Below are 12,237 nucleotides of genomic sequence, written 5' to 3'. Positions count from 1 at the left end.
GAAAATACAAAAAAAAGGAGCTGAAAGCGATTGTCTACTGGAGATCTCAATAGTCAAACATATGTTTTTTTATTGTGGCACAGTGGTCAGTGCTCCTCTTTTTGCTTTGAGGTCGCTAGGCGAATGCTGTCCACAAGCCTGCCAAAGTAGCTTTCGCGCATGGACAGCGAAGCGGGCAATGGAGCAAATGGCAGGCTGTCGTAGCCATCTTTATCAATGCAGAACTCGAAAAACAGGTAGTCAACTTCGCTCAGCTTGAGCTGATGGCGGCAGGCGTGGCGGCCCGAGCCCCGTTTTTTCTCGGCAATGGTCTGCATGCTGGTATTGCTTCCCATGACCGCCGTATAGGCCATGGGCAGGGTGGCCGCCAGGTTGAGCCAGAGCATGAAAGCCATAAAAGCGGTGCATAGCAAGGCCATCAGCCAGCGCTTGAAGGGTCCGTAGCTGAGCCAGGGGCCTGCCGGTTGCCAAAGCCCCAGCCTATGGAGTCGCTGCAGCCAGATGCCATAGGCTGCCGTAAGTGCCAGCGCCAGATACAGCGCGGTCTGCTGCCAATGTGCATCGGGTATGAAGCTGCGCCAGAAAATGGGGGCGAGTGCGCCCATCATCACCGCCATGAAAACGACGATCAGCCATTTCTGCGGATTGGATGTTTCAGGTTTCCAGAGCCAGTTCATGCTTGTTGTATCGGCTGGGGTGGTGCCGGTAGTTTGGTCTGAGCCAGGTTCAAAGAGTTTTTCGCATGCGCGCGTTTTGCAGGGCAATGCCACGTACGACGGGGATTTGCCGGCGCTGTAGCTCAAAGCCGAAATGTGCGAAGAAGGCCTGGGCATTGAGACTGACATCGGCGCTCAGCTCATGCAGGCCGCTTTGCCGTGCTGCTAGCTCGATATGTGCAAGCAGCAATCGGCCCACGCCCTGGCGCGCGTATTGCGAAGCTACAAAAAAGTGGTCGATATAGCCATTGGCTTGCAGATCTGCATAGGCCATGGCCTGATCATTGTCCCAAACGGCGACAAAGGGCTGGAGCGCCTGAATGCGCTGACGCCACTGTGTCCAGTCCGGTCGCTGCGGCGCCCAGGCGTCCAGTTGCTCCTGGCTGTAGTGGTTCGCAGCCAGCTGATGAACCGCATCGTGAAACACCTGCCATAGCGCGATTTCATCTCCGGGACGATAGCTGCGTACATGCATGGGTTGGCAGATTGATTGAGTTTGGCAAAAATGGTTTGCAGCAGATGCATGACATCGGTGCAGCGCGCAAGGGCGATTGTGGAAGCACTTCTTTATCTGCATGCAACCCGCTGTTTTGATGAATTTTCTGTCATCAACTGAAGGTGAACGGCGGTCTAAAGTCTATGAAATGCTCAGGTTTTTATAGCGGAAAAAATAACGCTAACCTCTAGAATGATCCGCCCATGCCCTTGATATACCTCATCCTCCTACCTTTTGCCGGCAGCCTTTTGGCTGCTTTATTGCCTGCGAATGCGCGCAATACTGAATCAACACTCGCGGGTGTCATTGCGCTGATATGCGCAATTCAGGTAGGGATGCTGTTCCCGGAAATGGCCGATGGAGCGGTGCTCAGGCAGGAGATTTCCTGGCTGCCGGCGCTGGGGCTGAATCTGGTGATCCGCATGGACGGGTTTGCCTGGCTGTTCTCCATGCTGGTTTTCGGCATTGGTGCGCTGGTGGTGCTGTACGCACGCTACTACATGTCGCCCACTGATCCTGTGCCGCGCTTTTTCTCGTTTTTTCTGGCTTTCATGGGGGCCATGGCGGGGGTGGTTCTCTCGGGAAATATCATTCAGCTGGTGTTTTTCTGGGAACTGACCAGTCTTTTCTCGTTTTTGCTGATTGGCTACTGGTATCACCGCAAGGACGCACGCCGGGGCGCGCGCATGGCGTTGACGGTCACGGGCACGGGTGGGCTGGCCATGCTGGTGGGCATGCTGGTGCTGGGTCACATCGTGGGCAGCTATGACCTCGACAATGTGCTGGCAGCTGGGCAGCAGATTCGCGACAGTCACCTCTATCTGCTGGCATTGGTGCTGATTTTGCTGGGTGCGCTTACCAAAAGCGCTCAATTCCCCTTCCAGTTCTGGCTGCCCAATGCCATGGCTGCGCCTACGCCAGTGTCGGCCTATCTGCACTCGGCAACCATGGTCAAGGCCGGCGTGTTTTTGCTGGCACGGCTGTGGCCGGTGCTGGCAGACACCGATGCCTGGTTCTGGCTGGTCGGTGGAGCCGGTGCCATGACGCTGCTGATCGGCGGCTATTGCGCGATGTTCCAGCATGATCTCAAGGGTTTGCTCGCGTATTCGACGATTTCGCACCTGGGCCTGATTACCTTGCTGCTGGGCCTGAACAGCAAACTGGCCGCTGTGGCCGCAGTTTTCCACATCATGAACCATGCGACCTTCAAGGCTTCGCTGTTCATGGCTGCAGGCATTGTTGACCATGAAAGCGGCACGCGTGACATCCGGCGTCTCTCGGGTCTGCGCTTCATGATGCCGATCACGGCCACGCTGGCCTGTGTGGCCAGTGCTGCCATGGCGGGTGTGCCGCTGCTCAATGGATTCATTTCCAAGGAAATGTTCTTTGCCGAGACCGTCTATCTGGATGCAGCGCCGTGGGTCAAGACTGTGCTGCCGGTGGTTGCGACCGTGGCGGGAATGTTCAGCGTGGCCTATTCGCTGCGCTTTACGTTCGATGTCTTCTTTGGGCCCCAGGCAAACGATCTCCCTCACGAGCCGCACGAGCCGCCGCACTGGATGCGTGTACCGGTGGAGTTGCTCGTGCTGGCTTGCCTGATTGTCGGCATCTTCCCGGCCTGGGCGGTGGGCGGTTTTCTGGCTGTCGCTGCCACTCCAGTCGTAGGCGGTGACTTGCCGCAGTACAGCCTGGCCATCTGGCATGGCTGGAATATGCCGCTCATCATGAGCCTGGTGGCACTGGCCGGCGGTATCGTGCTCTACACCATGCTGCGCTGGCAGCGCACGGTCGGCCACTTCGACACCACACCCGTGCTGGGCCGTGTCAGCGGTCGCAGGATCTTCGAGAATCTGCTGGCCCGCATCACCTGGCTGGGCCGGGCTGGGCGCCGCAATCTGTCCACGCGCCGCCTGCAGTGGCAGATGCTGTGGCTGGTCTGCGTTGCTCTGGTGGCAGCCGCATTGCCGATGTGGCTATGGGGCATGAAGCTGGGCAATCGCGGCACTTTGCCCGTGTCTTCGGCTTTTGTCCTGCTCTGGGCAATTGGCTGCCTGTGTGCGCTGGGCACGGCCTGGAAAGCCAAGTACCACCGGATGACCGCATTGATCATGCTCGGCGGCACGGGCCTGTGCACGGTGCTGACCTTCCTCTGGTTCTCGGCTCCCGATCTGGCTCTGACCCAACTGGTGGTCGAAGTCGCCACCACGGTGCTGATCCTGCTGGGGCTGCGCTGGCTGCCCAAACGGGACAAGAATATGCGTACGGCCGATAGCGCCGATGCCAGGGCCAAGGCACGCCGCCTGCGCGATCTGGTGCTGGCGCTGATTGCCGGTGGTGGCATGGCCTGGCTGGCGTTTGCCATGATGAGCCGGCCTTTCTATGAAAGCACCTCCACCTTTTTCCTCGAAAATTCGCTGGGCGGCGGTGGCGGCACGAATGTGGTCAATGTGATGCTGGTGGACTTCCGCGGCTTCGACACCTTTGGCGAAATCGTGGTGCTGGGCATTGTGGCCATCGTCATCTATGCGCTGCTGCGCCGCTTCCGTCCTGCACGCGAGGCCATGGACATTCCGGAGCAGCAGCGTTATGTGCCTGGCGATTTGCAGACCGACCTGCTCAACCCGCGCAATGCCAGCGATACAGCCGTGGGCTACCTGATGGTGCCGGCCGTGCTGGTGCGGCTGCTGCTGCCGTTTGCGACGCTGGTGGCTGCCTATATCTTTGTGCGCGGCCATAATCAGCCTGGCGGCGGGTTTGTGGCGGGGCTGGTGTTCTCGGTTGCCTTGCTGATGCAATACATCATCTCGGGCACGCATTGGGTGGAGGCGCACCTGCCGCTGTATCCACGTCGCTGGATTGCCGCGGGTCTGTTGTTTGCGCTGGGCACGGGCCTGGGCTCGGTGGCCGTTGGCTACCCATTCCTGACCAGCCACAGCTTTGACTTTTCGCTGCCGTTGGTGGGGCATGTGCATTTCGCCAGTGCCACGTTCTTCGATATTGGCGTGTTTGCGTTGGTGGTGGGATCCACCATGCTGATCCTGACAGCGATCGCTCACCAGTCGGTGCGCGGACATCGCTTCCATGCGCGCTTGCTGGAAGAGCAGGAACAAGAGGCCAAGAAGGCCGAGGCCGAGGTGCAGGCTGCCACAGCTGCAGCACTGGCAAGGGGAGGTATTTAATGGAAATCGTTCTGGCCATTGCCATCGGTGTGCTCACCGGCTCCGGCGTCTGGCTGCTGCTGCGCCCGCGTAGCTACCAGGTCATCATGGGGCTGGCGCTGCTGTCCTATGCCGTCAATCTGTTCATCTTCTCCATGGGCCGTCAGGGCCTGTCGATCAACAAGGTGCCGGTGCTGCAAAACGGTGTGCCGACCGATTTGTCGCACTATGCAGACCCCATGCCTCAGGCCCTGGTGCTGACCGCCATCGTCATCGGCTTTGCCATGACGGCGCTGTTCCTGGTCGTGCTGCTGGCATCGCGCGGCGCTTCCGGCAATGACCATGTGGATGGCGCGCACTCGCGAACCGAACAGGAAATGCTATGAGCGGGTGGATTGAGCGTCTGATGCCGCACCTGATGCTGGCCCCCATCATGCTGCCCATGCTGACGGCGGCGCTGATGCTGTTTTTGCGCGAGGAGCGCCAGCGCCTGAAGCTGGGCATGAACATCCTGTCCACCACGATCAGCCTGGTGATCGTGGTCATGCTGCTGGGCTGGACCAACCAGGCGGGCTCTGCCGTCACCATGTCGGTCTATATGCCCGGCAACTGGCCGGCGCCCTTTGGCATCGCGCTGGCGCTGGACAGGCTGACTGCCCTGATGCTGCTGGTCACCTATGTGGTGGCACTGGCCGCGTTGGTGTTTTCCGCTGCGCGCTGGCACAAGGCCGGAGTGCATTTCCACCCCTTGTTCCAGCTGCAGTTGATGGGGCTCAGCGGTGCCTTCATCACGGCAGACCTGTTCAATCTGTTCGTGTTCTTCGAGATCATGCTGGCAGCCTCTTACGGCTTGCTGCTGCATGGCTCCGGCAGCACGCGCATTCAGGCAGGTCTTCACTACATCGCCATCAATCTGGCCGCGTCTTCGCTGTTCCTGATCGGCGTGTCCATGCTCTACGGCATTACCGGAACGCTCAATATGGCCGATCTGGCCCGCGCCATTCCGCAGGTGCAGGACGCCGACCGCGGCCTGCTGCATGCGGCAGCGGGCGTGCTGGGAACGGCCTTTCTGATCAAGGCGGCGCTATGGCCGCTGAACTTCTGGCTGGTGCCGGGCTACAGCGCGGCGACTGCGCCGGTGGGAGCCTTGTTTGCACTCATGACCAAGGTGGGGGTCTATGTCATCTTGCGCCTGTGGACCTTGCTGTTCAGCTCGGAAGCCGGGGCATCGGCCCTGTTCGGCAGCACCTGGCTGATCGTGGGCGGCATGCTGACCATGGCCTTTGGTGCGATAGGGATGCTCGGCTCGCAACGGTTGACCCATCTGGCGGGCTTCGCCGCCATTCTCTCGTCCGGCACCCTGCTGGCCGCAACGGGCTTCGGGCAGAACCTGCTGACGGCCGGGCTGCTGTATTACCTGCCGGGCTCCACGCTGGCCGTGGCGGCCCTGTTCCTGATTGCCGATGTGGTGGACCGCTGGCGCGTGGATGACGATGCGGGCGAGCCCTATGAGGACAATGAAGCGCCGTTCCTCAATGCAGAGCTGTTGCCCACCGAAGGCTTCAATCTCGACGATGAGGAAGAGCTCATGATCGGCCGGGCTTTCCCGGCTGCGGCGGCTTTTCTGGGCCTGAGCTTCATGGCCTGCACCTTGCTGATCTCGGGACTGCCGCCACTGTCCGGCTTTCTCGGCAAATTCGCCATGCTGACCAGTTTGCTCAATCCGCTGGGCATGGGGACCTCCAGTGGTGTACAGGCCGGTCCGCTGGGCTGGAGCATGGTGGCCTTGCTCATCATCACCGGTTTGATGGCGTTGGTGGCCCTCACGCGCGTCGGCATCCGACATTTCTGGGCCAACCCGGAGCAGAGCGCGCCATCACTCAAGGTGGCGGAAGGCCTGCCCATCGCTGCGCTGCTGCTGTGCTGTATGGTGCTGACGGTCAAAGCCGATGACGTGATGCGCTATACCCAGCGAGCGGCCAATGCACTGCATTCGCCCGATGTCTATGTGCGTACCGTCTTGGGTCTTACCCCGGTACCTGCGCCCAAGGAAAAGAAGGCTCAGGAGGCCGCAAGTCCCGAGGCGGCGGCACGTGCTGCAGCACTGGAAATGCAGGCAGAGCCCGTCCCCGGTATTGGCGATGAAAGCGAGGCTGGGCAGGATGCCGCTACTCAGACTGCGGCATCGGCTCAGAAAGAGGAGGGCCGCCCATGAAGACCGTCATGAAATCCATCTTCCCGGCACCGTTGCTGTCGATAGCGCTGCTGGTGCTATGGCTGCTGCTCAACCGATCGGTCAGTGCCGGCCAGATCTTGCTGGGCCTGATCCTGGGCCTGTTGATTCCCGTGCTGCTGCGCGGCCTGCGCCCCTTGCCGGTGCGAGTCAGCCATCCGCTGAGCATTCTCAAGCTGGCATTCCGTGTGGTCTGCGATACCTCGGTCTCCAACTTCAACGTGGTGCGTTTTCTGTTGTTGCCGCGCATGCGCAAGCATCCGGCGGCCTTTGTCCATATTCCGCTCGAGCTGCGCGATCCCAACGGGCTGGCGGTGCTGGCCATGATTGTCTGCCTGACGCCCGGCACGTCCTGGGCCGAGATTTCGCGTGACCGCTCCATGCTGCTGCTGCATGCGCTGGAGGTGGAGGATGCCAAGAAGCTGGCCGACTTCGTGAAGTCCCGCTACGAAAGCCTGCTGATGGAGATTTTTGAATGAACCCCTGGTTTTATTGGGTGCTGATGGCATCTCTGGTCATGCTGCTGGCGGCCATGGGCTGCTCGGTGCTGCGCCTGCTCAAGGGGCCGCATGCGCAAGACCGCGTGCTGGCGCTGGACTGCATGTACCTCAACGGCATGCTGGCCATGCTGGTCATGGGCATTCTTTATGACAGCACCAACTACTTCGAGGCGGCCTTGCTGGTGGCTCTGTTCGGCTGCGTCGGCTCCACGGCCATGGCCAAGTTCCTGCTGCGCGGCGAGGTGATCGAATGAGTACCGAGGTCATTGGCGTGGATCTGCCGCTGTGGGCCCAGATTCTGGTGGCGGCCCTGGTGTTCGCAGGCTCGTTGATTGCGCTCATGGGCTCCGTGGGCTTGCTGCGGCTCAAAAGCTATTTCGAGCGCGTGCACGCGCCCTCCATCATCGCCACCATGGGCTGCTGGCTCATCATGCATGCCACCTGGATTTATTTTTCCGTCAGCGGCCAGGGCTTTGTCATGCACTCGGTGCTGATTGCCATCTTCATTGCCGTGACCGTGCCCATCACCACCATCTTTCTCATGCGCGCGGCGCTGTTTCGCTCGCGCCGTGCGGGAGAGAGCGTGCCGCCCACGCTCAGCAACCTGGTGCGCAACGAACCCCTGGACGAGGAAGAGGTCGCCGAGGCCGTTGAGAAGTCTGTGGCGAATAAAGCCTGAAATCCTGCCGCCCAAGCCTCTCAGGGCCGCAGCCTTGCGCTAGATTGGCAGCCATGCTCAATATTGTTGCCATCTGCATCGGTGCCTGCCTGGGCGCCCTGTCGCGCTGGGGGTTGGGAATATGGCTGAGTGCCGGATCCAGCATGCCCTGGGGCACTCTTGCCGCCAATCTGATCGGCGGCTATCTGATCGGCGTCTTCATCGCGCTGTTTCAGGCCATGCCTCAGCTGGATCCGGCCTGGAAACTGGCCATCATCACCGGCTTTCTTGGTGCTCTGACCACGTTCTCCAGCTACTCGGCCGAGGTCATCGGCCTGCTGCAGCAGCAGCGCCTGGTCGCAGCCCTGGGCTGGGCCAGCGTGCATCTGGTGGGCTCTCTGTTCATGACCTACATGGGTATGCTCAGCTGGGGCATCGGGTTCAGCCGTTAAGCTGGCAGACCATTTGTCACTATTGCGGCAAACTGCTTCAGCGTTTAGAGGCGAAATACTCTCATGGGCTATAGCTTTGTGAGCGTATAGTGCAAGCATCATCTGCACTACAGGTGCATTTGAGCTTGAAGTACTTGACGGATGGGCGGTCAGCGCTACGAAATCTTTAGGGATGGCTGTAGTCCGTGCTGCTCAGCATTCTAAGAACCGAGGGTCCATGCAAATTTCTTCACCCCTGTCCGATACCGATCTGGCCAATGCCTGGGCCGAGTTGCACAACCAGGCCCATAACGGCAAAGAGCTGGAACCTCAATCCAACCGCCTTGCATTCGCCGATCCGGAGTTCATGTTCCGCCGCGAAACCCGTGGCATCCGCATGCAGCTGGAAATGCTCAAGCCAGATCTGACCCAGATCGAGCGCGGCATCGAGCACACGGTGGTTGTCTACGGCAGCGCACGCTTTGTGGATATGGAGCAGGCGCGTCAGCAGCTTGCACAAGCCAAGGCCAGCGGCGATACCCAGCGCATGGCGCTGGCTGAGCGCGGCATGCGCAATGCCGAGCGCTATGAGGCGGCACGCGCTTTTGCGCGCATCGTGGCGACCGAAGGCATGAAGCAGGCCCCCGGCGAGCGCGTCTACATCTGCACAGGCGGTGGTCCCGGCATCATGGAGGCGGCCAACCGCGGCGCGCATGATGCAGGAGCTCCCAATGTGGGGCTGAACATCTATCTGCCGCACGAGCAGCATGGCAACCCTTACATCACGCCGGGGCTGAGCTTCAAATTCCACTATTTTGCGCTGCGCAAAATGCATTTCATGATGCGTGCCAAGGCGCTGGTAGCCTTCCCTGGCGGCTTCGGCACCATGGACGAGCTGTTTGAGGTGCTGACGCTGGTGCAGACCCACAAGAGCAAGCCCGTGCCCGTGATTTTGTTCGGCACGGAGTTCTGGAAGCGGGTGCTGAACTTCGATGTGCTGGTGGAAGAGGGCACCATTTCCGCCAAGGATCTGAACCTGTTCCGCTACACCGACGATCCGGCCGAGGCCTGGTCCTTCATTCAGCAGTTCTACCAGAGCGGCTGGAATAACGGATAAGCGCTCACGCCTGATCCCATAAAGACCAGAAGCCGCCAGAAGATTTTCCTCTGGCGGTTTTTTGTTGTTCATCAATGCATACCGATAGCTCTTGATGAGCCAGTGCCTGGGCCTTGCTCGGCTTACAGGCCATGCAGCGATTGCTCGGCCAGTTGCTGGGCACGCGCGATCGAAATGCCTTCATGCTGATCGACGACCAGCGCATCGCTTTGCTCATCGCTGCGGTGCAGCACCACGCGAGGGCGTGTACCGTCGGTCTGGATATGCACATCGGCCGGGCGTGACTTTTGCGTGGGGTAGACAGCAATCAGATTGGACAGCCAGCCAAAGAAAATAGGGTCTTCGGGCGGTGTGTCGAAGGAGTCCAGATAGCGCTGAAAACTGGCTTCGCTGGCCGAAACCCAGATGCCCCAGAGAAAGGGCTCGTCCACGCCATGAATCGGGACTTCCAGAATGGCGCGCACATAGTATTGCGTGCCTTTGGGGTGGGCGATGACGCAGAGGTCTTCGGTCAGCTCGGCCCATTCCTCGCGCTCTTGCTCGTTCAGGCGTCTGTAGGGCGCAGGGGCATCGAAAGCAAAGCTTGGCGATCCTTCGTGAATCTCATCGCATTTGCTGCATTGGTAGGCAAAGATGGCGGCCATGGAGAGAGCTTTCAGCGTTTGCGAAAGAGCAGCGTGCGGTTGTTGGCCGGCATGGCCTGATCGAGTTCAAGCTGCAGGCCGTGCTGAGCGGCCAGGGCCACGATGGCTTCAAAGTCGCGCAGGCCGCTGCGCGCATCACGCTGGCGCAGCCAGGCGTCGAAGGCGCGGTTGCTGTCGCTGGTGAAATGGCCGCCATAGTTGAACGGGCCATAGATGGCAAACAAGCCGCCTTCGGGCAGGTGCGAGCCCACCAGCCCGAACATGTGCTGCACCAGCGGCCAGGCCACGATATGACAGGTATTGCTGGTAAAGACGGCATCAAAGCCTGATGGATCCGTAGTGGTGGGCCAGGCATCGGTCGCCAGGTCGAACTCCAGCGGAGCACGCAGATTGGGTGCTCCGTGGGCGGCGTGCCAAGCCTGGATGCCTGCATGACTGTCGAGCAGGTCGCTGGTCTGCCAGATCAGCTGCGGCAGGCGCGGTGCGAAGTGCACGCTGTGCTGGCCGGTGCCGGAGCCTATCTCCAGCACATGCCTGCTGTGCTGAAAGGCGGACTTCAGCACCTCGAAAATAGCGGCCTGATTGTTTTCGCAGGCCTGGGAGAAAGGCCGTTGCGGGGCTGTCGATGGAAGGTTTGGGGTCATGAGAGACTTGGCGGGCAGACAGGGGAAATCGTACAGACATCTTCTCCCGAAATGCCAAGTCCGAGCACTGCGATAGCCTTCACGGCTTGAAGCGCAGCCTGATCTCGGGTCGTACGTTCAGGCTGCCGATTTTCCAGCTGTACGCGCCCAGGCCCAGCGTGGGCGTGGAGCTGGCGTTTTGCGAGAGTACCTCGGCATTGCCGGGCAGGCTGATCTTCAGGCTGCCGTTCATGGTGATGCCCAGTTGCGCGAAGTCTCTCTTTTCCTTGTCCTTGAGCGGCTTGGCGGCAATCGTCATCACGCCATTTCTGTCCGTCTGCACGGTGAACATGTCCAGCAATCGCAGGCCTTCACCGGGCTTTCGCTGGCCGGCAATCTCCAGCGCATAGCGTGCATTGCCTTTGTAGACGGCTTTCCTGACCTCGGGTTCGCGGCTCAGCTGCTGCGCTTGCGCCGCCAGCTCCTGGTGGTCTTTCTCGCTCAGCACGCCTTGTTTTCTGAGCTTCATCACTGCCATGGCATTGACCACCGTGCCGTCAAAGTGGTAGCTGTAGCTGCCATCGGCTTGCACTTCCACGCTGGCGGAGAAGCGCTCGGGTACCAGGCAGGCGGTCAGCAAGGCGACGAGGGCGGTGGTCGCCAACAGCGCAAAGAGCTTGTGCATGAGGACTCCTTTTGAGCGGCATTGCAGTGGCTCAGGTTGCAGAGGTTTGAGTCATCCTAGGGCAAACAGGGCATGTGCCAATAGGGGCTGCCATCAAGGCTGCGCGGAGTCTTGCCGGAAGAATATTCAAAAACAGTAGCCGAAAGCGATTGCTACATAAGGGATAGAGACCTGGGGCTGTAGCGATCTTCACTTGGATTTTGACTCGGCTTTGAGCTGGCTGATGGCTTCCTGAAAGCCCTGCAGATACTTGGTGCGCGTCTGCTCGGCCAGGGCAGGCCATTGCGCCGCTGGCAGGCTCAGCGATTCCATCGTCAGCCTGGCGGCCAGTTGCGGGTCCCGGGAGGCCTGAACCGCCTGCGTGCCGTGCAGGTTGATCCAGTGCGGGTCATAGGCGTGGGGCGTGCGGCGATCCCAGTCCACGACCCTGGCGATCAACTCCTGAGCCTTGTCCAGATCCTGGAACAGGTGGCGATTGATGGGGGCTCCATAACTCTGATTCATCACATCGACCGCTTGCCTGGCAGTGACGTCAGCACAGCGATTGGCGTCGAAGCGGGCACGCAGCTGGCCGGCGTAGAACCAGAAGGCCGCCTCGTCCCTCAGACCTGCCTTGAACAGTGTTTGCGACAGCACATAGAACACGGGCGGTTGAAAGCGCTCGGGCGCGGCGCGTACGCGCTCGAGCACAGATTGCTGCTGCTGAGGCGTACCCTGCGACAGCAAGCGAAGAGCTTCCTGCCCCAGTCTGGTGTCGATCTGCGCATAGACCCCCTGGGGGACCAGTGCCTGAGTCGCAGGGGAAGGCAATGGCTTGGGCGCAGCCGATGGCTGCTGAGTCTGTGCGGAAGCAAAGCCCGATAGCGCCACCAGCGCACCGGTCACCATCTTTGCTGCGACATGGCTCATGCTGAACTCCTTGTGCTTGCGATGCAAATCATTCTGGACGGTGTCAGACAACTACCCACTCTGTCGC

14 protein-coding genes are annotated in these 12,237 nt (G+C 60.3%); 8 read left to right on the top strand and 6 right to left on the bottom strand.

Features of this window, described 5'->3' with window-relative positions; genetic code table 11:
- Window positions 1-86 precede the first annotated feature (86 nt).
- Entirely contained in the window at window positions 87-677 is a 591-nt protein-coding gene (locus tag QYQ99_RS04925; RefSeq protein ID WP_302091669.1) for a hypothetical protein, read from the bottom strand.
- A 49-nt stretch (window positions 678-726) separates the two neighbouring features.
- On the bottom strand, window positions 727-1,191 hold the full coding sequence (locus QYQ99_RS04920) for a GNAT family N-acetyltransferase (protein WP_302091668.1): 465 nt from the start codon (window positions 1,189-1,191) through the stop codon (window positions 727-729).
- Between the two features lie 224 nt (window positions 1,192-1,415).
- Between QYQ99_RS04920 and QYQ99_RS04915 the strand changes: the two genes are divergently transcribed.
- The 8 genes from QYQ99_RS04915 (at window position 1,416) to QYQ99_RS04880 (ending at window position 9,309) form a co-directional block, all read left to right on the top strand.
- Window positions 1,416-4,391, top strand: a complete 2,976-nt coding sequence (locus QYQ99_RS04915) for a monovalent cation/H+ antiporter subunit A (protein ID WP_302091667.1) — start codon at window positions 1,416-1,418, stop codon at window positions 4,389-4,391.
- The gene (locus QYQ99_RS04910; protein WP_003057261.1) at window positions 4,391-4,756 is read left to right on the top strand and encodes a Na+/H+ antiporter subunit C; all 366 of its coding nucleotides are present in this window, start codon (window positions 4,391-4,393) and stop codon (window positions 4,754-4,756) included. The genes QYQ99_RS04915 and QYQ99_RS04910 overlap by 1 nt, the downstream gene beginning before the upstream one ends.
- On the top strand, window positions 4,753-6,585 hold the full coding sequence (locus QYQ99_RS04905) for a monovalent cation/H+ antiporter subunit D (RefSeq protein ID WP_302091666.1): 1,833 nt from the start codon (window positions 4,753-4,755) through the stop codon (window positions 6,583-6,585). Before QYQ99_RS04910 ends, QYQ99_RS04905 begins: the two co-directional genes overlap by 4 nt.
- Window positions 6,582-7,082: a Na+/H+ antiporter subunit E gene (locus QYQ99_RS04900; protein ID WP_302091665.1), complete on the top strand. Its 501-nt coding sequence runs from the start codon at window positions 6,582-6,584 to the stop codon at window positions 7,080-7,082. The genes QYQ99_RS04905 and QYQ99_RS04900 overlap by 4 nt, the downstream gene beginning before the upstream one ends.
- Window positions 7,079-7,357: a K+/H+ antiporter subunit F gene (locus tag QYQ99_RS04895; protein WP_003057255.1), complete on the top strand. Its 279-nt coding sequence runs from the start codon at window positions 7,079-7,081 to the stop codon at window positions 7,355-7,357. Before QYQ99_RS04900 ends, QYQ99_RS04895 begins: the two co-directional genes overlap by 4 nt.
- Window positions 7,354-7,782, top strand: coding sequence for a monovalent cation/H(+) antiporter subunit G (gene mnhG / locus QYQ99_RS04890; RefSeq protein ID WP_302091664.1), 429 nt, complete (start codon window positions 7,354-7,356; stop codon window positions 7,780-7,782). The genes QYQ99_RS04895 and mnhG overlap by 4 nt, the downstream gene beginning before the upstream one ends.
- Before the next feature lie 53 nt (window positions 7,783-7,835).
- Window positions 7,836-8,213, top strand: coding sequence for a fluoride efflux transporter CrcB (gene crcB, locus QYQ99_RS04885; RefSeq protein ID WP_302091663.1), 378 nt, complete (start codon window positions 7,836-7,838; stop codon window positions 8,211-8,213).
- A gap of 217 nt (window positions 8,214-8,430) precedes the next feature.
- The gene (locus QYQ99_RS04880; protein WP_302091662.1) at window positions 8,431-9,309 is read left to right on the top strand and encodes a TIGR00730 family Rossman fold protein; all 879 of its coding nucleotides are present in this window, start codon (window positions 8,431-8,433) and stop codon (window positions 9,307-9,309) included.
- A gap of 122 nt (window positions 9,310-9,431) precedes the next feature.
- On the opposite strand, the gene QYQ99_RS04875 is transcribed toward QYQ99_RS04880, so the two are convergent.
- The 4 genes from QYQ99_RS04875 to QYQ99_RS04860 all read right to left on the bottom strand — a co-directional run bounded on the left by QYQ99_RS04875 (window position 9,432) and on the right by QYQ99_RS04860 (window position 12,170).
- On the bottom strand, window positions 9,432-9,953 hold the full coding sequence (locus tag QYQ99_RS04875) for a DUF2199 domain-containing protein (protein ID WP_302091661.1): 522 nt from the start codon (window positions 9,951-9,953) through the stop codon (window positions 9,432-9,434).
- Between the two features lie 11 nt (window positions 9,954-9,964).
- On the bottom strand, window positions 9,965-10,597 hold the full coding sequence (locus QYQ99_RS04870) for a DUF938 domain-containing protein (RefSeq protein WP_302091660.1): 633 nt from the start codon (window positions 10,595-10,597) through the stop codon (window positions 9,965-9,967).
- 79 nt (window positions 10,598-10,676) lie between these two features.
- Window positions 10,677-11,261, bottom strand: coding sequence for a hypothetical protein (locus QYQ99_RS04865; protein WP_302091659.1), 585 nt, complete (start codon window positions 11,259-11,261; stop codon window positions 10,677-10,679).
- 189 nt (window positions 11,262-11,450) lie between these two features.
- Window positions 11,451-12,170: a hypothetical protein gene (locus QYQ99_RS04860; RefSeq protein WP_302091658.1), complete on the bottom strand. Its 720-nt coding sequence runs from the start codon at window positions 12,168-12,170 to the stop codon at window positions 11,451-11,453.
- Window positions 12,171-12,237: the final 67 nt, after the last annotated feature.

The sequence above is a fragment of the Comamonas testosteroni genome (genome assembly GCF_030505195.1).
In the GTDB taxonomy this organism is placed as follows: domain Bacteria; phylum Pseudomonadota; class Gammaproteobacteria; order Burkholderiales; family Burkholderiaceae_C; genus Comamonas; species Comamonas testosteroni_G.
Note: the sequence above shows the minus strand (reverse complement) of the source record. Positions and strands in the feature narration are given on the sequence as shown.